General features: G+C 69.9%; 19 protein-coding genes and 1 pseudogene. 11 read left to right on the top strand and 9 right to left on the bottom strand.

Annotation, left to right across the window (positions count from 1 at the left end):
* Positions 1 to 277: 277 nt before the first annotated feature.
* Positions 278 to 1,684 (bottom strand): family 2B encapsulin nanocompartment shell protein, encoded by a 1,407-nt coding sequence (locus tag ACFVXE_RS34840; RefSeq protein ID WP_389677294.1) that lies wholly within the window; start codon positions 1,682 to 1,684, stop codon positions 278 to 280.
* Between the two features lie 178 nt (positions 1,685 to 1,862).
* On the opposite strand from ACFVXE_RS34840, the gene ACFVXE_RS34845 reads away from it, so the two are divergent.
* The 4 genes and pseudogenes from ACFVXE_RS34845 to ACFVXE_RS34860 all read left to right on the top strand — a co-directional run bounded on the left by ACFVXE_RS34845 (position 1,863) and on the right by ACFVXE_RS34860 (position 4,493).
* Positions 1,863 to 2,312: an RrF2 family transcriptional regulator gene (locus ACFVXE_RS34845; RefSeq protein ID WP_389677296.1), complete on the top strand. Its 450-nt coding sequence runs from the start codon at positions 1,863 to 1,865 to the stop codon at positions 2,310 to 2,312.
* A gap of 11 nt (positions 2,313 to 2,323) precedes the next feature.
* Positions 2,324 to 2,623 (top strand): annotated as a pseudogene (locus ACFVXE_RS34850) (globin domain-containing protein); the annotation flags it as partial.
* Positions 2,624 to 2,942: 319 nt separating this feature from the next.
* Positions 2,943 to 3,533: an N-acetylmuramoyl-L-alanine amidase gene (locus ACFVXE_RS34855; RefSeq protein ID WP_389677297.1), complete on the top strand. Its 591-nt coding sequence runs from the start codon at positions 2,943 to 2,945 to the stop codon at positions 3,531 to 3,533.
* Between the two features lie 42 nt (positions 3,534 to 3,575).
* Positions 3,576 to 4,493: a 1-aminocyclopropane-1-carboxylate deaminase/D-cysteine desulfhydrase gene (locus ACFVXE_RS34860; RefSeq protein ID WP_389677299.1), complete on the top strand. Its 918-nt coding sequence runs from the start codon at positions 3,576 to 3,578 to the stop codon at positions 4,491 to 4,493.
* On the opposite strand, the gene ACFVXE_RS34865 is transcribed toward ACFVXE_RS34860, so the two are convergent.
* Positions 4,460 to 6,070 (bottom strand): Na+/H+ antiporter, encoded by a 1,611-nt coding sequence (locus tag ACFVXE_RS34865; protein ID WP_389677300.1) that lies wholly within the window; start codon positions 6,068 to 6,070, stop codon positions 4,460 to 4,462. The genes ACFVXE_RS34860 and ACFVXE_RS34865 overlap by 34 nt on opposite strands.
* Before the next feature lie 35 nt (positions 6,071 to 6,105).
* On the opposite strand from ACFVXE_RS34865, the gene ACFVXE_RS34870 reads away from it, so the two are divergent.
* The 3 genes from ACFVXE_RS34870 to ACFVXE_RS34880 all read left to right on the top strand — a co-directional run bounded on the left by ACFVXE_RS34870 (position 6,106) and on the right by ACFVXE_RS34880 (position 7,962).
* Positions 6,106 to 6,366 carry a UBP-type zinc finger domain-containing protein gene (locus ACFVXE_RS34870; protein ID WP_389677302.1) on the top strand — a complete coding sequence of 87 codons (261 nt, stop codon included), beginning with the start codon at positions 6,106 to 6,108 and terminating at the stop codon, positions 6,364 to 6,366.
* 232 nt (positions 6,367 to 6,598) lie between these two features.
* On the top strand, positions 6,599 to 7,012 hold the full coding sequence (locus ACFVXE_RS34875) for an anti-sigma regulatory factor (RefSeq protein WP_030915678.1): 414 nt from the start codon (positions 6,599 to 6,601) through the stop codon (positions 7,010 to 7,012).
* A gap of 23 nt (positions 7,013 to 7,035) precedes the next feature.
* Positions 7,036 to 7,962: an RNA polymerase sigma factor SigF gene (locus ACFVXE_RS34880; RefSeq protein WP_389677331.1), complete on the top strand. Its 927-nt coding sequence runs from the start codon at positions 7,036 to 7,038 to the stop codon at positions 7,960 to 7,962.
* 165 nt (positions 7,963 to 8,127) lie between these two features.
* On the opposite strand, the gene ACFVXE_RS34885 is transcribed toward ACFVXE_RS34880, so the two are convergent.
* Positions 8,128 to 8,505, bottom strand: coding sequence for a hypothetical protein (locus tag ACFVXE_RS34885; RefSeq protein ID WP_389677333.1), 378 nt, complete (start codon positions 8,503 to 8,505; stop codon positions 8,128 to 8,130).
* 225 nt (positions 8,506 to 8,730) lie between these two features.
* Between ACFVXE_RS34885 and ACFVXE_RS34890 the strand changes: the two genes are divergently transcribed.
* Both ACFVXE_RS34890 and ACFVXE_RS34895 read left to right on the top strand, forming a co-directional pair.
* Positions 8,731 to 9,699 (top strand): diacylglycerol/lipid kinase family protein, encoded by a 969-nt coding sequence (locus ACFVXE_RS34890; RefSeq protein ID WP_389677304.1) that lies wholly within the window; start codon positions 8,731 to 8,733, stop codon positions 9,697 to 9,699.
* 320 nt (positions 9,700 to 10,019) lie between these two features.
* Positions 10,020 to 10,277: a WhiB family transcriptional regulator gene (locus ACFVXE_RS34895; RefSeq protein ID WP_003953983.1), complete on the top strand. Its 258-nt coding sequence runs from the start codon at positions 10,020 to 10,022 to the stop codon at positions 10,275 to 10,277.
* Positions 10,278 to 10,465: 188 nt separating this feature from the next.
* Here the strand turns inward: ACFVXE_RS34895 and ACFVXE_RS34900 are convergent, their stop codons facing one another.
* Both ACFVXE_RS34900 and ACFVXE_RS34905 read right to left on the bottom strand, forming a co-directional pair.
* Positions 10,466 to 11,932, bottom strand: coding sequence for a sensor histidine kinase (locus ACFVXE_RS34900; RefSeq protein ID WP_389677334.1), 1,467 nt, complete (start codon positions 11,930 to 11,932; stop codon positions 10,466 to 10,468).
* Between the two features lie 381 nt (positions 11,933 to 12,313).
* On the bottom strand, positions 12,314 to 13,384 hold the full coding sequence (locus ACFVXE_RS34905; RefSeq protein ID WP_389677305.1) for an SIS domain-containing protein: 1,071 nt from the start codon (positions 13,382 to 13,384) through the stop codon (positions 12,314 to 12,316).
* Between the two features lie 207 nt (positions 13,385 to 13,591).
* Here ACFVXE_RS34905 and nagB point away from each other — a divergent pair, with 207 nt between their 5' ends.
* Entirely contained in the window at positions 13,592 to 14,377 is a 786-nt protein-coding gene (gene nagB / locus ACFVXE_RS34910; RefSeq protein ID WP_389677307.1) for a glucosamine-6-phosphate deaminase, read from the top strand.
* 110 nt (positions 14,378 to 14,487) lie between these two features.
* Here the strand turns inward: nagB and ACFVXE_RS34915 are convergent, their stop codons facing one another.
* The 4 genes from ACFVXE_RS34915 to ACFVXE_RS34930 form a co-directional block, all read right to left on the bottom strand.
* Complete coding sequence (locus ACFVXE_RS34915) at positions 14,488 to 16,038, bottom strand: glycoside hydrolase family 3 protein (protein ID WP_389677309.1); 1,551 nt, start codon at positions 16,036 to 16,038, stop codon at positions 14,488 to 14,490.
* A 9-nt stretch (positions 16,039 to 16,047) separates the two neighbouring features.
* Positions 16,048 to 16,878: a carbohydrate ABC transporter permease gene (locus ACFVXE_RS34920; protein ID WP_389677311.1), complete on the bottom strand. Its 831-nt coding sequence runs from the start codon at positions 16,876 to 16,878 to the stop codon at positions 16,048 to 16,050.
* Entirely contained in the window at positions 16,875 to 17,861 is a 987-nt protein-coding gene (locus ACFVXE_RS34925; RefSeq protein ID WP_389677313.1) for a carbohydrate ABC transporter permease, read from the bottom strand. Before ACFVXE_RS34925 ends, ACFVXE_RS34920 begins: the two co-directional genes overlap by 4 nt.
* 84 nt (positions 17,862 to 17,945) lie before the next feature.
* Positions 17,946 to 19,229, bottom strand: a complete 1,284-nt coding sequence (locus ACFVXE_RS34930) for an extracellular solute-binding protein (protein ID WP_389677314.1) — start codon at positions 19,227 to 19,229, stop codon at positions 17,946 to 17,948.
* Between the two features lie 304 nt (positions 19,230 to 19,533).
* On the opposite strand from ACFVXE_RS34930, the gene ACFVXE_RS34935 reads away from it, so the two are divergent.
* Entirely contained in the window at positions 19,534 to 20,304 is a 771-nt protein-coding gene (locus tag ACFVXE_RS34935; RefSeq protein WP_389677316.1) for a GntR family transcriptional regulator, read from the top strand.
* The last annotated feature ends 92 nt before the right edge of the window (positions 20,305 to 20,396 follow it).

Genomic DNA, 20,396 nt, shown 5'->3' on the forward strand with positions numbered 1-20,396 from the left:
CCCGATACTGGATGTATCGGGGGGATCCCGACAACGCGGCGAGCGTGCGTGCGAGACGTCGCCGAGCAGGCGGGACTTTCGAAACACGCCCTAGGACACCCCGGACCGGGGGGAAGCCCGGGCCGGGGGGCGTGGGTGGTGCGGTGGTGGGTGGATGCCACGGGGCGTCCCCGGCGGCGTGCCCTCCGCGGGCGCGCGCCCGGAGACACCGGGGACAGCGGCGCCCGGCCGGGGCCGGTGCGGGGCCCGGACACCGCGGGTCCGGGCCCCCTGAGCGTCAACGCCAGCGGCTGACCTCCACGTTCTCCAGGACACCGAGGGCGTCCGGCACCAGTACGGCCGCCGAGTAGTAGGCCGTGACCAGGTACGAGATGATCGCCTGCTCGTCGATGCCCATGAAGCGGACCGACAGGCTCGGCTCGATCTCGTCCGGGATCCCTGTCTGCTGGAGCCCGATCACGCCCTGCTCGGCCTCGCCCGTTCGCATGCAGATGATCGATGTGGTGCGGGCCTCGGTGACCGGGATCTTGTTGGACGGGAAGATCGGCACCCCGCGCCAGGCAGGCACCTGGTGACCGCCGATGTCCAGGCTCTCCGGCACCAGTCCGCGCCTGTTGCACTCCCGGCCGAAGGCGGCGATGGCCCTCGGATGCGCCAGGAAGAGCTTCGATCCCCGGCGTCGTGAGAGCAGTTCGTCCATGTCGTCGGGGCTGGGTACGCCGTCGTGGGGCTGGAGCCGCTGCTCGTAGTCGCAGTTGTTGAGCAGCCCGAACTCGCGGTTGTTGATCAGCTCGTGCTCCTGGCGCTCGCGGAGCGCCTCGACCGTGAGCCGCAACTGCTGCTCGGTCTGGTTCATCGGCTGGTTGTAGAGGTCGGCGACCCGGCTGTGGACCTTCAGTACGGTCTGGGCGACGCTCAGCTCGTACTCGCGCGGAGCCGATTCGTAGTCGACGAACGTGTGCGGGACGACGGCCTCGCCGACATGGCCCGCGGAGAGGTCGATCTCCGCCTCGCCGTACTTGTTGGTGCGCTGCTGCGGGATGCTCAGCAGCGCGGCGAGATGGGTGCGGAGCGAGTCCGCCCGCTCCGCGAGGTTGAGCACGTCCGCCCGCCGCAGCGTCAGCACCGTGCACGTGGTGACGGCGCGGGCCGTGTACTCCCAGACGGCGTCGCCCTCGATCAGGGAGTGGTCGCCGAAGTACGCGCCGTCGGCGTGCACCCCGAGCACCGTCTCGTCACCGTAGGGACCGGTGCCGACCTTCTCGACCTTGCCGTGCGCCAGCAGATAGACCCGGTCCGCCGCCTCCCCCGAGGCGGCGATCACCTGCCCCGCCGCGATCTCGCGCTGCTCGCACCGACGGGCCAGCTCGGCAAGCACCTCCTCGTCCGCGAAGTCCCGGAGGGCGGGCAGTTCACCGAGCTCCGCGGGGATCACCGTGACCCGGTCACCGGTCTGCACGAAGGTCACCCGGCCGTCGCCGACCGAATAGCTCAGCCTGCGGTTCACCCGGTACGTACCGCCCTGCACCTGCACCCAGGGGAGCATGCGCAGCAGCCACCGCGAGGTGATCTCCTGCATCTGCGGAGCGGACTTGGTGGTCGTCGCGAGGTTCCGCGCGGCCGCCGTGCCCAGACTCTGCTGCGGCGGGACCTGCGCGTTCTGAACCTCTTCACCAACGGACATCTGACGTCCTCTCGATCATCGGCTGACCTGCGTGAAGAAGCCTTTCAGCGTGATGACTCGGCACGCCATTACACAAAAGAGTGTGACTAATCGGGCTTTGGGTTGGGCACGACGCTCTGCGATGTCCACGGGTGCGAATAATTTGCATCCGATATGCAAGTTACCTACCCTGGCCGCCATGCGGCTGACGAGATTCACCGACGTGGCGCTGCGCGTACTGATGCGCCTCGCCGTCGTGGAGGACGAGGACGCACCGACCACCCGGGAGGTGGCGGCGACCATGCAGGTGCCGTACACCCACACCGCGAAGGTGGTCGCCCGGCTCCAGCACCTCGGCCTCGTCGAGGCGCGGCGCGGCCGCGGCGGCGGTCTCACCCTCACCACGGCGGGCCGGTCCGCATCGATCGGCGGGCTCGTCCGCGAGCTCGAGGGACCGGGCGACGTCGTCGAGTGCGAGGGCGGCACCCCCTGCCCGCTGCGCTCGGCCTGCCTGCTGCGCAGCGCGCTGCACCGGGCCCAGGAGGCCTTCTACGCCTCGCTCGACCCGGTCACCGTGGCCGAGCTCGTCACCTCGCCCACCGGCCCCCTGCTGATCGGCATCAGCAGGGGCCGCCCGGACACCGGCTGACCCGTCCGGTCCACCCCGAGCTGCTGCGCAATCTCTTCAACCGCGGCCAACCGCGGCAATCAGGCGTCCGGCGCCCAGCGGCAGGCCCTCGCCGGGTCCATCGCCGACTTCGCGACCCAGCTGGTCGAGCACCCGGGCACCCGGGCACCCGCCCCGACGTGATGCTCGGCCGCATCGCCGACAAGCACGCCTCGCTCGGCGTGACCGTCGCGCAGTACGAGGTGGTGCACACCCATCTCCTCGCCGCCATCGCGGAGGTGCTGGGCGACGCGGTCACCCCGGAGGTCGCGGCCGCCCGGGACGAGGTCTACCGACCGCACCGGCCCGGGTCGCCCTCGGCGGCGTCCCCGTCCGGCCGGGCACCCACGCGTACCTCTGCGGTCCGCTGCCCTTCGTGCGGAGCGTGCGCACCCAGCTGCCGGCCAGGGGCGTCCAGGCCGCCGACATCCATTACGAGGTCTTCGGCCCCGATCTGTGGCTCGCCCAGGACTGACCTGCGCCGGGTGCCCGCACATTGACCGGATCGGCTCGCACACCGCCCGAACACCGGGCTCGCGAATGGCCCGGAGCCCGGCGTTCCGGTAGAAGCGCTGTACGGACTAGCTCCCTCACGCACAAAAGGAGTCGGCCATGTCCTCACCCATGTCCGCGAGCACCTTCCTCGAAGCCCTGACGCACGAAGGGCTCACCGTCGTCCAGGTCGGCGACTGGCGCACGCACAACCGCAACCACAAGGGCCCCTGGGGCCCCGTCAACGGCGTGATGATCCATCACACGGTGACCCGGGGCACCGAGGCCACCGTCCGCATCTGCCGTGACGGCTACCCGGAGCTGCCCGGCCCGCTCTGCCACGGCGTGATCGCCAAGGACGGCCGGGTCCACCTGGTCGGCTACGGCCGCACCAACCACGCCGGGCTGGGCGACGAGGACGTCCTGCGCGCCGTCGTCGCCGAGAAGCGCCTGCCGTCGGACAACGAGGCGAACACCGACGGAAACAGGCACTTCTACGGTTTCGAGTGCGAGAACCTCGGCGACGGCAAGGACCCCTGGCCCGAGGTGCAGCTGGAAGCCATCGAGAAGGCCGCCGCCGCGATCTGCCGCCATCACGACTGGACCTCCCGGTCCGTCATCGGCCACAAGGAGTGGCAGCCGGGCAAGATCGACCCGCGCGGCTTCACGATGGACGCCATGCGCGCCCGGATCCACGACCGCCTGAAGTAGCCCGCGCTCCCCCGCCCGGGGACGCCGGGCGACAATGGGCGCATGCCCTCCGACCCGCTCGCCCTCTCCCCGCTGCAGCCGGTGCTCCCGTCACCCCTGCAACCGGCCGAGGACGAGCGTTTCGCCCGGCACGGCGTACGGCTGCTGCTCAAGCGCGACGATCTGATCCATCCGGATCTGCCGGGCAACAAATGGCGCAAACTCGCCCCCAACCTGGCGGCCGCCGACGGGCGCACCGTGCTGACCTTCGGCGGCGCCTACTCCAACCATCTGCGGGCCACCGCCGCCGCGGGCCGGCTGCTGGGCTTCCCCACCGTCGGCGTGGTGCGCGGCGACGAGCTGGCCGGACGCCCGCTCAACCAATCGCTGGCGCAGTGCGCCGCGGACGGCATGCGCCTGCATTTCATGGACCGTGCGACGTACCGGACGAAGACCGATCCGGCGACCCTGGCCGGGCTGTTGAGCCGCTACGGGGACTGCGTCGTCGTCCCGGAGGGCGGCAGCAACGCCGCGGCCGCACAGGGCTGCACCGCGCTCGGGCGGGAACTGCGCGGGCGGGCCGATGTGGTCGCGGTGGCCTGCGGCACCGGAGGCACCCTCGCCGGTCTCGCCGCCGGCCTCGCACCGGGGCAGCGCGCACTCGGCGTCCCGGTGCTGCGCGGCGGCTTCCTGGGGGACGCGGTACGGGACCTGCAGCGCGAGGCGTTCGGCGGGCCGGCCGGAGCCTGGTCCCTGGACGAGCGTTTCGCCTTCGGCGGCTACGCGCGCACGACACCGCAACTGCACGCCTTCGCCGACGGCTTCGAGGACCTGCACGGGCTGCCGGTGGAACGGCTCTATGTCGCCAAACTGTTGTACGGGCTGACCACGCTCGCCGAGGAGGGCGCGTTCGCCCCGGGCAGCACGGTCGTGGCCGTCGTCACCGGTCAGCCCTGGGGGGCTTCGGACTCCTCCCGGTAAGCGGCCGCCTCCTCCAGGTCCAGCCGCCGCAGCAGGGCGCGCAGCATCTCGTCGTCGATCCGCCGCTCGTCCCGGAGCCGTACGAAGACGGTGCGCTCGGCCTCGATCATCTCGCGGGCCAGCCGCCGGTAGGTGTCGTCGGCCGACTCGCCGGTCATCGGGTTGGCCGCGCCGAGCCGCTCCCACACGGAGTTGCGGCGACGCTCCAGGACGGTGCGCAGCCGGTCGGTGAGCGGCCCGGGCAGACAGTTGCGCGGGTCGCCGAGCAGTTCCTCCAGGCGCGCCTCGGCGGCCGTGGACGCCTCGCTCTGGGCCTGCGCCTCGGCGAGGGTCTCGGCCTGCGCGTCGCGTCCGGGGAGTCTGAGCACGCGCACCAGGAGCGGCAGGGTGAGGCCCTGGATGACCAGCGTGCCGATGACCGTGGTGAAGGTCAGGAAGAGCACCAGGTTGCGGGCCGGGAAGGCATCCCCTGCGGTCGTCACCAAGGGGATGGAGAAGGCGATGGCGAGCGAGACGACGCCGCGCATCCCGGCCCAGCCGACGATCAGGGGCGCGGTCCAGTCGGTCTCGGGCTCACGCTCCCTGATCCGTTTCGACAGCCAGCGCGGCAGGTACGTCGAGGGGTAGACCCAGATGAAGCGGACCACGACGACGGCCAGGAAGACGGCCACCGCGTACCAGAGGGCGTCCGCGACGGCGTACGTGCCGAGCCCCTTCAGCACGAAGGGCAGCTGCAGTCCGATGAGCGCGAAGACCGCCGACTCCAGGATGAACGCGACCATCTTCCACACGGCCGCCTCCTGGAGCCGGGTCGCGAAGTCGACCTGCCAGGCCCGGTGGCCCAGGTAGAGCGCGACGACGACCACGGCGAGCACCCCGGAGGCGTGCACCCGTTCCGCCGCCGCGTACGCCACGAAGGGGATCAGCAGCGACAGGGTGTTCTGCAGCAGGGCTTCCTTGAGGTGCGTACGGAGCCAGTGCAGCGGCACCATCAGCACCAGGCCCACCCCGACGCCGCCGACCGCCGCCACGAGGAACTCGCCGATCCCGGCGCCCCAGCTGACGCCCTCGCCGACCGCGGCGGCGAGCACCACCTTGTAGGCGGTGATCGCGGTGGCGTCGTTCACCAGGGACTCGCCCTGCAGGATCGTCGTGACCCGGGCGGGCAGGCCGACCCGGCGGGCGATCGCGGCGGCCGTGACCGCGTCCGGCGGGGCGACGACCGCGCCGAGCACCAGCGCCGCGGTCAGCGGCAGGTCCGGCACCATCCGGTAGGCCAGCCAGCCGACCGCGAAGGTCGCGAACAGGACGTAACCGACGGACAGCAGGGCGATCGGCCTCATGTTGGCGCGCAGATCAAGGTACGAGCTGTCGACCGCGGCGGTGTAGAGCAACGGAGGCAGCAGCAGCGGCAGCACGGTGTGCGCGTCCAGGGTGTACTCCGGCACGCCGGGCAGGTAGGAGGCGAGCAGCCCCACGGCGACCAGCAGCAGCGGCGCGGGCACGGGGGTGCGGCGGGCCGCACCCGCGATCGCGGCACTGGCCGCCACCAGTGCCACCAGCGGCAACGCGTCCATCTCAAGGTCCTCGCATCCGTCGTAACCTGACAATCATGAGTGAGTGCCTGCACGTTCCAGAACTGCCGCGCCCCGAGCCCACCCCGCTGAGCGACACATGTCTCGAATGTCTTGCCGCGGGTACCCACCCCGTGCAACTGCGGCTCTGCCTCGCCTGCGGTCACGTCGGCTGCTGCGATTCGTCACCCCTGCAGCACGCCACGGGACACTTCAAGGAGACCGGCCATCCGGTCATGAGGAGCTTCGAAGTGGGCGAGAGCTGGCGCTGGTGCTTCGAGGACGGTTCGATCGTCTGACGTCTGGGTACGTCAAACCGGCACCGGTTGTTCGTAATTGACCGCCGCAGACCCCTAGCCACTGTGCGTACTCGTGGACCTACCATGAGTGACAGTCAGGGGACGGGGTCCCGGCGACACGGCATCATGAATCGCGATAGCGTCGCCGGACCAAGAACCGAAGACGTACCGCATGGCTCCGGGGCACCCTTCCCGGAACCTCGAATGAGTTTGTGCCACCTTGGAGGTGAGGGTGTCCCAGATCGCAGGCGAGCCCGGGAATCAGGACTTCGTGGAAGTCCGACTGCCCGCTGCGGGTGCCTACCTGTCGGTGCTGCGTACGGCCACGGCCGGTCTCGCAGCGCGCTTGGACTTCACTCTCGACGAGATCGAGGATCTTCGCATCGCGGTCGACGAGGCCTGCGCGATCCTGCTTCAGCAGGCCGTGCCGGGTTCCGTCCTCAGCTGCGTCTTCCGGCTCGTCGACGATTCCCTTGAGGTGACGGTGGCCGCCCCGACGACGGACGGCCGGGCCCCGGAACGCGACACCTTCGCCTGGACGGTGCTCTCCGCACTGGCCGGCAAGGTCGACTCCACGGTCGCCGACGACCGTACGGTCAGCATCAGCCTGTACAAACAGCGCGGCGCGGGACCCGGGCCGGCGTGAGCAACGGGAACGGGGACGGTCCTGTGCGGGACGAGACGATCCGACCAGGGGTGGTGCAACCAGCAGGCATCCCTGAGCAGCATGCCCTGCCCCATCCGGTGGACGGGGCGGACGGGCCGGTGGTCCGTACGGTCGCGGTGGAGCAGTCGCAGGCGGAGCGGGCAGGCCAGATGAGCGAGCACAGGCACCACGATCCACATGACCGCAGCGGAGCGCGGGCGCTCTTCTACGAGCTGCGGGCGCTCCCCGACGGCTCGCCGGAGAAGGCCGAGCTGCGCAACCGGCTGGTGCGGATGCATCTGCCCCTCGTGGAACATCTGGCCCGCCGGTTCCGCAACCGCGGCGAGCCGCTGGACGATCTGACCCAGGTCGCCACGATCGGCCTGATCAAGTCGGTGGACCGGTTCGACCCGGACCGCGGCGTCGAGTTCTCCACCTATGCCACTCCGACCGTCGTGGGCGAGATCAAGCGCCACTTCCGCGACAAGGGCTGGGCGGTCCGGGTGCCGCGCCGGCTGCAGGAGCTGCGGCTCTCGCTCACGACGGCCACCGCCGAGCTCTCCCAGCAGCACGGCCGGTCGCCGACGGTGCACGAGCTGGCGGAGCGGCTGGGCATCTCGGAGGAAGAGGTCCTGGAGGGCCTGGAGTCGGCCAACGCCTACAGCACGCTCTCACTGGACGTGCCGGACACGGACGACGAGTCCCCCGCGGTCGCGGACACCCTGGGCTCCGAGGACGAGGCGCTGGAGGGCGTCGAGTACCGGGAATCGCTCAAGCCGCTGCTGGAGGGCCTGCCGCCCCGGGAGAAGCGCATCCTGCTGCTCCGGTTCTTCGGCAACATGACCCAGTCGCAGATCGCGCAGGAGGTCGGCATCTCACAGATGCACGTCTCGCGCCTGCTGGCCCGCACGCTGGCACAGCTGCGTGAGCGCCTGCTCGTCGAGGAGTAGCCGAGCGGTCCGCGGAGGAGTACGGGAGCGGCCGGAACGGCGCTCAGCGGGCCACGGGAGGGGCATGCCGCGGGAAGGGTGCGCCGACCCGCGGTGTGTCCGGGCGGCCCTGTCGCACGCCGCCGGATCCGGCGGGCCGTGGCGCATGCGCTCTCCCGCCACGCGTCACGCGTCGGGTGCCGCCCCCGGACCCCGGATGCCGAGTGCCTCCCTGGTGACCGGCCTGCCCAGCTGGAAGAGCGCGGTGAGCGCGACCGCGGCGAGGACGATCCCGGCCGGGATCAGCACACCGTGGGACTGCAGCAGCGTCCAGGCCACCGGCAGCGCCATGATCTGCATGATGAGCGCCGGGCCGCGGCTCCAGTTGCGCCGCAGCAACAGCCCGCGGGCGGCGATCAGCGGGATCAGACCCAGCGCGATCAGGGTCAGGCCCCCCATCTCCGCCTGCTGCGGGCTGTCCGGCCGGCCGAGCAGTCCCATGACCAGCATGTAGACGCCGCCGATGACGAGCGCCGCGCCCTCCAGGGCGCTGAGAGCGGCCACGAGGGCGATCCTGGCGGGCTTCGCCGGCTCGGCCGAGGGCGACGAGGACGGCTCGTTCTGCTGAGTACTCACCCTTGCAGATTGACATCCCCGCCCGGCGAAAGCGAAGCCGGGGTGCGGACCGCGGCGCCGCGTCCGAGCCCATCGCGGCCGCTTCGTCACCGAGCGTGAAGGCCATGGGTCAGGGCTTCAGACCGATACCACCCGGTAGGTAGTCTGGCGGTCATGCGCGCACTCCTTGTGGTCAATCCAGCTGCTACCACCACCAGTGCGCGGACCCGTGACGTGCTCATCCATGCGCTCGCCAGCGAGATGAAGCTGGAGGCCGTGACCACCGAGTACCGCGGTCACGCCCGGGACCTGGGGCGGCGGGCCGCCGACTCCGACGACATCGACCTGGTCGTGGCCCTCGGCGGCGACGGCACGGTCAACGAGGTCGTGAACGGCCTGCTGCACAACGGTCCCGGCGTCGACAGCCTGCCCAGCCTGGCCGTCGTCCCGGGCGGCTCCACCAATGTGTTCGCGCGCGCCCTGGGCCTGCCCAACGACGCGGTGGAGGCGACCGGCGCCATCCTGGACGCGCTCGCGAACGGGAGCGGACGCACGGTGGGCCTCGGCCTCGCGGCCGGTACGCCCGGCACCGAGGACGAGTCGGTGCCGTCGCGCTGGTTCACGTTCTGCGCCGGACTGGGGTTCGATGCCGGCGTGGTCGGCCGGGTCGAACAGAAGCGCGAGCTCGGAATGCGGTCCACACATGCGCTCTATGTGCGACAGGTGGTCCGGCAATTCCTGACGGAACCGCACCGGCGGCACGGAGTGATCACGCTGGACGTCCCCGGCCAGGAGCCGGTCACCGACCTCGCGCTCTCCATAATCTCGAACACGGCCCCCTGGACCTACCTGGGGAATCGCCCGATGTACGCGTCCCCGAAGGCCTCGTTCGACACCGCCCTGGACGTCCTCGGCCTGAAGCGCCTCTCCACCCCGGCGGTCGCGAGGTACGGCACCCAGTTGCTCACCTCGAGTCCCGAGAAGGGTCCACACGGCAAGCACGCCGTTTCACTCCATGACCTCACGGACTTCACCTTGCATTCAAAGGCGCCACTGCCCTTCCAGATGGACGGTGACCACCTGGGGCTGCGTACCAGTGTGACGTTCACAGGCGTACGCCGTGCACTGCGTGTGATTGTGTGAGTGGAAGAGTCCAAACTCCTTTAACTCGAACGTTTGGACGCGCCTCCACCCCATGGAAGTACGGCTGTGACCTAGCCGACACCGAGGAATCAAAAAAAAGTTTCCGGAAGGGGTTGTATCCGCCGCCGAGGTTTGCGAATCTCTACATGGCGATCGGGACGGCCCGCAACAACGGCCTCCACTGAGAGCCAGAACCCCTCCTCACCTGCACAGGACCACAACCAGTTCATCTGGGCGTCGGCCCGTCACTCGCGGGGGGATTCGTGAAAGCGTTCACATTCACAAGCAACAGTTTGTAATACCAAGGAGAGGTAGCAGCCATGGACTGGCGTCACAACGCCGTTTGTCGTGAGGAAGACCCCGAGCTGTTCTTCCCCATCGGCAACACCGGTCCTGCGCTGCTGCAGATCGAGGAAGCCAAGGCCGTCTGCCGTCGCTGCCCCGTCATGGAGCAGTGCCTGCAGTGGGCGCTCGAGTCCGGCCAGGACTCGGGTGTCTGGGGTGGCCTCAGCGAGGACGAGCGCCGCGCGATGAAGCGCCGTGCCGCTCGCAACCGGGCGCGTAACGCCAGCGCCTGACCGACGCCACCGCTACGAGCCTCAGCCAGGCGGCGCGTACAGAGCGTACGCACGAACCCGCCCCCCGAGTCGCAGCGCGCAGTACCCCCGAAGCGCATGCTTGAAGCAGTGGACCCGGACCGTGACAGACGGTCCGGGTCCACTGCTTTCATGTGTCCCGTTTCATCTGTCCCGGCAGCGGCACCCGGTCACTTCTCCGCGCGGACCGGGATGTCGAGGACCACCTGGGTGCCGCGTCCGGGCGCCGGGACCATGCCGAACGATCCGCTCAGTTCGCCCTCCACCAGAGTCCGTACGATCTGCAGCCCCAGGTTGCCGGCGCGCTGTGGATCGAACCCCTCGGGCAGACCGCACCCGTCGTCCTGGACGGTGATCAGCAACCGCGCCTCGGCCGATGAACCGCCGCGTACCGCCGAGACCTCGACCGTGCCGGTCTGGCCGACGGTGAACGCGTGCTCAAGGGCGTTCTGCAGCACCTCGGTGAGGACCATCGCCAGCGGTGTGGCCACTTCCGCGTCGAGGATGCCGAAGCGTCCGGTGCGGCGGCAGGTGACCCGCCCCGGGGAGATCTCGGCCACCATCGCGATGACCCGGTCGGCGATCTCGTCGAACTCCACCCGCTCGTCCAGATTCTGGGACAGCGTCTCATGGACGATGGCGATCGAACCGACCCGGCGTACCGCCTCGTTGAGAGCCTCGCGGCCCTGCTCGGAGTCCATCCGGCGGGCCTGCAGGCGCAACAGGGCAGCCACGGTCTGGAGATTGTTCTTCACCCGGTGGTGGATCTCCCGGATGGTGGCGTCCTTCGTGATCAACTCACGCTCTCGGCGGCGCAGTTCGGTGACGTCACGGAGGAGGACCAGGGAGCCGATACGGACCCCCTTGGGCTTGAGCGGGATCGCCCGGAGCTGGATCACACCGCCCGCGCACTCGACCTCGAACTCGCGGGGGGCGTAACCGCTGGCCAGTTTGACCAGGGCCTCGTCCACCGGTCCCCGGGAGGGGGCGAGTTCGGCGGTGGTCCGGCCGAGGTGGTGGCCGACGAGGTCGGAGGCGAGGCCGAGACGGTGGTACGCGGAGAGCCCGTTGGGGCTGGCGTACTGGACGACGCCGTCGGCGTCGAGCCTGATCAGGCCGTCGCCGACGCGCGGCGACGCATCCATGTCGACCTGCTGGCCCGGGAACGGGAAGGAACCCGCGGCGATCATCTGGGCCAGGTCGGAGGCCGACTGCAGGTAGGTGAGCTCGAGCCGCGACGGAGTGCGGACGGTCAGCAGGTTCGTGTTGCGGGCGATGACGCCCAGGACCCGGCCCTCACGGCGTACGGGGATCGACTCGACCCGTACCGGCACCTCCTCGCGCCACTCCGGATCGCCCTCGCGCACGATGCGGCCCTCGTCGAGCGCCGCATCCAGCAGCGGCCGGCGGCCACGCGGCACCAGATGGCCGACCATGTCGTCCTGGTAGGAGGTGGGACCGGTGTTGGGCCGCATCTGGGCGACGGACACGTACCGCGTCCCGTCCCGGGTGGGGACCCACAGGACGAGGTCGGCGAAGGACAGGTCGGAGAGCAGCTGCCACTCCGAGACCAGCAGATGCAGCCACTCGAGGTCGGTGTCGCTGAGGGCTGTGTGCTGGCGGACGAGGTCGTTCATGGAGGGCACGTGTGCGAGCGTACCCGTGGACACACGATGGTTCCGAACCGGAGGAGCCGCCCGTACGTGCAAGGGGCAAGGGCCGGAAATTGACGTGCCCCGATGGATGGACAGGGGTGAATGGTCTAGTCCACAATGCTGTAGTAAGGGCTTCCGCTCTCCCCGCACAGGAGAGCGGATCGAGGTACCCGCGCTCTCTGCCCTGACTGCGCCGGTACCTCCCCGGCCGGGGGCACCGCACACCGCCGGCCGAGCAACTCCGGGCTGCGGTGCCGGACGGGCTGAGGGTCCCGTCCCGGCGCCGCGGCCCGCGGGTGTTCTCACGGACCACCGCTGTTTTCACGGCCCCCGGCCTGCTCACGCACCACTTGCGGGTCCGGGTCAGTGGGTCTCGGTGACCTTGGCCAGCGCGCGGGGGGCGTCCGGGTCCTGACCGCGGGCGATCGTCACCTCGTACGCCAGCATCTGCAGCGGCAGGATCTCCAGGACCGGCTGGACCTCTTCGGCGACCCCGGCCGTCGGCAGCACGAAGCCCGCCGACGCCGCCTCCACCTGGGCCTTCGGGCCGACCACGAAGAGGTCCGCGCCTCGGCCGCGCAGCCGGTCGAGGACCGGCTGGAGCGCCTCGCCGCCCCGGCCGTCGGTGACGACGGCGATCACCGGGGAGATGTTGTCGACCATGGCGAGCGGGCCGTGGAGGAGATCGGCGCCGGAGTAGGAGAGGGCGGGGACGTAGCTCGTCTCCATCAGCTTCAGGGCGGCCTCCTTGGCCGTCGGATAGCCGTAGCCCCGCGAGGTGATCACCATGCGCTCGGCGAAGCGGTAGCGCGCCGCCAGATCCTTGATCTCGCCCCTGCGGGCCAGGACCGCCTCCGCCAGTTCCGGCAGGATCGCGGCGGCGGCCCCGTCACCGCCGCGCAGGCCCTCGACGAAGAGGTAGAGGGACAGCAGGGAGGCGGTGTACGTCTTCGTGGCCGGGAGAGCCTTCTCCGGGCCCGCCAGGATGTCGATGTGGTACTCGGAGACGGCGGCGAGCGGCGAGTCCGGGTTGTTGGTGACGGCCAGGGTGACGGCGCCGGCCTCGCGGGCCGCTCGGGTGGAGGCGACCAGGTCGGGCGAGCCGCCGGACTGGCTGACGGTGATCACGAGGACGTCCCGGAGGTCCGGCTTCGCGCCGTAGGCGGTGGTGGTCGACATCGAGGCCAGTCCGCAGGGCAGTCCGAGCCGGATCTCCAGCAGGTACTTCGCGTAGAGCGCGGCGTTGTCCGACGTGCCGCGGGCGGCGAGGAGGACGAAGCGCGGTCTCCGCTCCGCGATCTCGGCGGCCACCGCACGGATCAGGGGCGCGCCCCGGTCGAGGATGCGGCGCAGCACGCCGGGCTGTTCGGCCATCTCGCCGGACATGATCCGGCCCGGACGCTCGCTCTCGCCGGCCGAAGACGTGGCGGACATGTCGGGGGGCCTCCCAGCGGTGTCTCGGTGCGCCCGGCGCGCCGTTCGCCCAAGTCCAGCACGGGGAGCCGGAACACCGCCAGCGGGCCGCGGCCGGACGACGCCCGGACGGCACCCGGGCGTCACCGCCGCGCAGTCAGGCTCTGCTAGATTGGACCTCGATTGGTCTATACCACATACTGGACTCCTCAGATCGGCAGGCCCCGCGTGGAAGTTGTCATCGTCCCGGACGCCAAGGCAGGCGGCGAACTCATCGCGGGGGCCATCGGCGCCCTGCTCAGCCGCAAGCCCGACGCCCTGCTCGGCGTTGCCACCGGCTCGACCCCGCTGCCCATCTACCAGGCGCTGGCGGCCAAGGTGCGCTCCGGCGAGGTGGACGCCTCGCGTGCGCGCATCTGCCAGCTCGACGAGTACGTCGGCCTGCCCGCGGGCCACCCCGAGTCGTACCGCTCGGTGGTGCTGCGCGAGGTGGTCGAACCGCTCGGCCTCTCCGAGGCGTCCTTCATGGGCCCCGACGGCTCCGCCGAGGACGTCCAGGCGGCCTGCGAGGCGTACGACAGGGCGCTCACCGCGGCCGGCGGGGTCGACCTGCAGCTGCTCGGCATCGGCACCGACGGACACATCGGCTTCAACGAGCCGTGCTCCTCGCTCGCGTCCCGCACCCGGATCAAGACGCTGACCGAGCAGACCCGGGTCGACAACGCGCGCTTCTTCGACGACGACATCACCCAGGTGCCGCACCACGTCATCACGCAGGGCATCGGCACGATCCTGGAGTCCCGCCACCCGATCCTGCTGGCGACCGGCGAGGGCAAGGCCGAGGCGGTGGCGCAGACGGTCGAGGGACCGGTGGCGTCGTTCGTACCGGCGTCGGCGCTCCAGCTGCATCCGCACGCGACGGTGGTGGTGGACGAGGCCGCGGCGTCGAAGCTGAAGCTGGCCGACTACTTCCGGGCGACGTACGCGGCGAAGCCGGAGTGGCAGGGGATCTGACCGCCGGACGCGGAAAGGGCCGGGACACCGTGTGGTGTGTCCCGGCCCTTTCGCATGTCCGTCACGCCCGCCCGTGCGTCCGGGCCGGGGGGGCGGTGTCGTGCCCGTCGTCAGCCGGCCGGCGGGACCGGCGCGGGGCCGGTTCCCGTGACGGCCTCGGCCGCCGCCCTGCCGCAGACCCGGGCCGCGCCCTGAGTGGTGACGTACAGGGCACCCCTCGGGGGCGCCTGGGGAACGCCCATCTCGACGACCACCGTGTCGGGGCGCTCGGCGATCAGGGTGTCCAGGGCGTCCGTCATCCAGGTGTGGCGGTGCGCGTCGCGGACCACGGCGACGACACGGCGGTCCCCCGCCGCGCTCAGGACGGCCGCGGCGGGAGCCTCGGTCCCGTCGTTGTACGTGTCGGTGCCGGTGCCGGGCAGGATCCGGGCCAGTTCGGCCGCGATGCCCCACGGGGTGTCGTCACCGACCGCGATGTTCGCGACCGGGGTGAACGCGGCGACGTACGCCGGCCCGGTCAGCGGTTCGCCGGTTCCGGTCACCCGTACCGCGCGGCGGGCGGCGACCAGGCCGATGTCGGAAGCGACGCCGGTGCCGGGCGCGGTCCCCTCCTGCGCTGCCGCGCCCGGCTCCGGGACAGCCCCCCGGGCCCGCTGCGTCCAGGACGCCAGAGCACGCACGCGTGCCGCCGCGTCGGCCAGCCGCTCCTCGGGAAGTTCGCCGGTCCGTACCGCCGCGACCAGCGCGTCGCGCAGCCGCAGCACGGTGTCCTCGTCGTCCAGCCCGCCGCCGACACAGATCGCGTCGGCGCCCGCGGCGATCGCGAGGACCGATCCACGCTCGATCCCGTACGTCGAGGAGATCGCCTGCATCTCCATGCCGTCGGTCACGATCAGTCCGTCGTAGCCCAGCTCCTCGCGCAGCAGACCGGTGAGGATCTGCGGGCTCAGCGTCGCCGGGCGGTCGGGGTCGAGCGCGGGAAGCAGAATATGCGCGCTCATCACCGATTTGGAACCCGCCGCGATCGCCGCCCGGAAAGGCACCAGTTCACGGGCGTACAGCGTGTCGAGGCCGACGTCGATGCGCGGCAGCGCGTGGTGCGAGTCGACCGCGGTGTCGCCGTGCCCCGGGAAGTGCTTGGTGCAGGCCGCGACCCCGGCGGCCTGGAGGCCCTCGACGTACGCGGCGGTGTGCCGGGCGACGAGGTGCGGGTCGGCACCGAAGGACCGGACCCCGATGACGGGGTTGTCCGGATTCGAGTTGACGTCGGCGGACGGCGCCCAGTTGAGGTTGACGCCGCACTCGGCGAGCCGGCGGCCGAGCTCCTGCGCGACCGAACGGGTCAGTTCCAGGTCGTCCACGGCGCCGAGCGCCAGGTTGCCGGGGAAGGACGAGCCGTGACGCACCTCCAGCCGGGTGACGTCACCGCCCTCCTCGTCGATCGCGACGAGTACGTCGTCCCGCTCGGCCCGGAGCTGGGCGGTGAGCGCGGCGAGTTGCTCCGGCGTCTCGATGTTGCGGCCGAACAGGCCGACGGAGGACAGTCCTTCGCCGACCCGGCGCAGCAGCCAGTCCGGCGCGGTGGTGCCGCTGAACCCGGGCTGCAGTACGGCGAGGGCGTCGCGCGTGACAGTGTCCGTGGTGGAGGTGAGCGTGGTCATGACGCGGCGTTATCCCTTCACGGCGCCGTCGGTAAGACCGCTGACGGCCTTGCGCTGCAAGTAGATGAAGAGGACCAGGATCGGGATGGCGAAGAGCGAGGAGGCGGCCATGGTCGCTCCCCAGTCGTCACCGAACGCGGTCTGGAACTGGGAGAGCCAGAGCGGCAGGGTCTGGGACTCGATGTCCTTGTTGAGGATGAGGACCAGCGGGAACTCGTTCCAGGCGGTGACGAAACCGAAGAGCGACGTCGCCATCAGGCCGGGACCGAGCAGCGGCAGGATCACCTTCATGAACGCCTGCGGACGGGTGCAGCCGTCGACCATGGCGGACTCCTCCAGCTCCTTGGGCACCGCGGCGACGTAGCCGCGCAGCGTCAGGACGGTGAAGGGCAGGACCATCATCATGTAGAAGAGGGTCAGCGGGACCAGGCTGTTCAGCATGTCCGCATCGCGCACCAGCATGTAGATCGCGATGACCATGACTTCCCACGGTGCCATCTGCGCGATCATGAATGTCAGCAGGATGCCGCGGCGTCCCTTGAAGCGCATGCGCGCCATCGCGAACGACGCCAGCAGTGCGATCACCAGCGAGGCGGCCACGGAGACGATCGTCACCGTGAACGAGTTGCCGACGAGGGTCCAGAAATGGTCCGCCGCGACGGCCTTCCTGAAGTGCTCGAACGTGATGTCCGTCGGGAACCACACCGGGGTGTCGGTGATGATGTCGCCGGTCGGCTTGAAGGCCGTGCTGAACATCCAGTAGACGGGGAAGGCGAAACCCACGAAGAGGACGACAGCCGTCAGGTTGGGCCAGATCCGGCCGAACAGTGAGCGCCTCACAGCTCGTCCTCCTCTTGCTTGAGTACGGTGCGCAGGTAGTAGCCGGTGAGGACCAGCAGGACGATGATCGTCAGGAACGAGATGGCCGCGCCCATGCCGAAGTGCTGGTTGCCGACGCCTTCGACGAACGCGTAGACGGGCAGCGTCTCGGTGAGCCGGTCGGGACCGCCTTCGTTGATCGCGAAGAGCTGCGCGAACGACTTGAAGACCCAGATGATCTCAAGGAAGGTCGTGGCCACCAGGAACGGCTTGAGGAACGGGAACGTCACCGAGGTGAAGCTCTTCCAGGTTCCGGCACCGTCGAGCGAGGCGGCTTCGTACAGCTCCTTGGGGATCGTCGTCGACGCGGCGTACAGGTTGATCGCCACGAACGGTATGGACTGCCAGACGATCACCAGGGTGACCAGTGAGAAGGTGGAGAACTGGCTGCTCAGCCAGTTGTAGTCGGCCATCGAGTGCCAGCCGAGACTGTCGAGCACATAGTTGACGACACCGAACCGCTGGGCGAACAGCCACTGGTAGACCGTGGTCGCCGCGATCATCGGCATGGCCCAGGCGAGCACGAGGCCCAGCATGAGTACCAGGCGCATCTTCTTGCCCAGCCGCGCGAGCAGCAGGCCGACCAGCAGGCCGAGCACCATGATCAGGACGACGTTGGCGGCGGTGAAGACGATCGACCGCTCGACGACCTTCCAGAAATCCGAACCGCCGAGGACTTCCTGGTAGTTGTCGAAGCCGTTCCACTCGGTCAGATGGAGGATCAGCTGACGCGGGTTGAGGTTCTGGAACGACAGCATGCCGTTCTTGACCAGCGGGTAGCCCAGGAGCACCGCCGTGACGAGCAGTGCGGGCAGGAGGAGCAGATAGGGGGCGGAGCCGCCGGTCCGCTTCTTGCTCGATGCGGCAGGGCCGGCAGGAGGGGCGTCATCCTTGCGGACGCCGGCTGCCGGGACCGAGTCCACTTGTTCGGTCTGCACTGACATGCTCGCCATCTCTTCTTGGGCCGTACGGTCGAGTCACGCGGGAGCGCCGGGGGGCGGTCGTCGCCCGCCCCCCGGCGCGTGCGGTCAGCTCGTCTGCGAGAGACGCTTGTTGATCTCCGCCTCGGCCGCCTTGGCGGCGTCGGCCGGGGACTTGCCGTTCAGAACCGCGGTCATGTAGCTCTTGATCGGGTTCGGCGCGTTCTCGACGGCGGCCCACTCGGGGATGAGCGGGGTGGTGCCACCGGCGGCGGCGGCCGGGGCGGCGGCCTCGGCGGCGCCGTTGCCGGTCAGGTTGGAGTTGAGCGACTCCTTGTTCGGGATGACGCCGTTCTCCTTGGCCAGCTGGCCCTCGAACTGGTCGGACAGGGCGAGCTTCAGGAACTCCTTGGCGAGGTCCTGCTTCTTGCTGCCCGCGGCGACCGCGAAGTTCGAGCCACCGAGGAAGACGCCCTCGGGCTTGTCGGCGGTCTCACCCGGGATGGTGAAGTAGCCGATGTCGCCCTCGATCTTCTTGTTGGCGGCGATGGCCGTACCGGCCTCCCAGCCCATGCCGATGAAGGCACCGACGTTGCCCTTGGCGAAGACCTCGGCCTGCTGCGGGGTGGCCTCGTCCTTGTCCTTGGGGGCCTTGGAGTAGGCCTGGTACTTCTTGTAGAGCTCCATGGCCGCGGTGACCTTGGGGTCCGAGAGGTTGGAGACGTACTTGTCGCCTTCCTTCTTCACGAGGTCCGCGCCCTGGCCGATGGTCAGGCCGTCGAAGAAGTACCAGTTCTGGCCGGGCATGTAGAGCGGCTCGGCCTTGCCCTTCTTCTTGATGGCGTCGAGGTCCTTGAAGAACTCGTCCCGCGTCTTCGGGGTGTCCTTGATGCCGGCGTCGGCCCAGACCTTCTTGTTGTAGATGACGACGCGGTTGGCGAAGTACCACGGGGCGGCGTACTGCTTGCCGTCGAAGACCGAGGACTGGTTGAGGGCCTCGACCCAGTCGCCGCCGATCTCGGACTTGAGGTCACTCAGGTCGGAGAGGCCGCCGGTGGCCGCGTACGCCGGGGTCTGGGTGTTGCCGACCTCGAGGACGTCCGGCGGGGTCGACTCGGAGAGGGCCGTCGTGATCTTCTGCTGAATGCCGTCCCACTTCTGGGTCTGGAACTTCAGGGTGGCGCCGGTCTTCTTCTTGAAGGCGGCGGTCAGGTCCTTGGTCCAGCCGGGAGGCGTCGAGCCGTCCATGGCCCAGACGGTCAGCGTCTGACCCTTGTAGCTGTCGGGGCCGGTCTTCTTGCTGCTGCTGTCGGTCTTGTCGTCCGAGCCACAGGCAGTGGCACCGGCCAACAGAGCCACGACGCCAATGGCCGCGATGAGTCCGCGCTTCACGACACCCTCCTCAGGGATGCAAGAGATTCCCCCCACCACCCGAGAACGCCGTCCGTCGCACAATTGCATGCGACGGGTACTGCCCGTGGGGCTGGGACCTGGTCTTTAATGGTTTAGACCAGTACCCGGAGCTTGGCCTAGACCTTTAGGGGTGTCAAGGGTGTATAAGAAGTGCACTCGCGTCCGTTATAGGACCGACACCTGAGGGAGGGCGACGAGCCGTGACCGGACCGTGCCACCATGTGAGCCGCTACGGACGGAGGAGCCGGTGACGGCAGGAACGCAACAGTCGGGGAGGAGGGCCATGGCCGCCAACGGGGGCAGCACGGAGAACGGAACGGCCGCGGGCGCCGGCGTTCGCACCGCGCGCGTGCCGAAGTACTACCGGCTCAAGCGCCACCTCCTCGACATGACGGACACCATGCCGCCCGGCACCCCGGTGCCGCCGGAGCGGACCCTGGCCGCCGAGTTCGACACCTCGCGCACCACCGTCCGCCAGGCGCTCCAGGAACTGGTCGTCGAAGGCCGGCTGGAACGCATCCAGGGCAAGGGCACGTTCGTCGCCAAGCCGAAGGTCTCCCAGGCCCTGCAGCTGACCTCGTACACCGAGGACATGCGCGCCCAGGGGCTGGAGCCGACCTCCCAGCTGCTCGACATCGGGTACGTCACGGCCGACCAGAGCCTCGCCGGGCTGCTCGACATCACCGCCGGCGGCCGGGTGCTGCGGATCGAGCGGCTCCGGCTGGCCAGCGGCGAACCGATGGCCATCGAGACCACCCACCTCTCGGCCAAGCGCTTCCCCGCGCTGCGCCGGTCGCTCGTGAAGTACACCTCTCTCTATACGGCGTTGGCCGAGGTGTACGACGTGCGGCTGGCCGAGGCCGAGGAGACCATCGAGACCTCGCTCGCCACCCCGCGCGAAGCCGGCCTGCTCGGCACGGACGTGGGCCTGCCGATGCTCATGCTGTCCCGCCACTCCCTGGACGGCCACGGCGAACCGGTCGAATGGGTGCGCTCGGTGTACCGCGGCGACCGGTACAAGTTCGTGGCCCGGCTGAAGCGGCCGACCGACTGACTCCACCCGGACCGGCTCCCGACCGAATCGCTCTCCCATACCGGACAGAGCGTCAGGAGTCGGCCCCGGGGCGGCGGCCCTCCGTGTGAATC

Source organism: Streptomyces sp. NPDC058231 (assembly GCF_042882275.1).
In the GTDB taxonomy this organism is placed as follows: Bacteria; Actinomycetota; Actinomycetes; order Streptomycetales; family Streptomycetaceae; genus Streptomyces.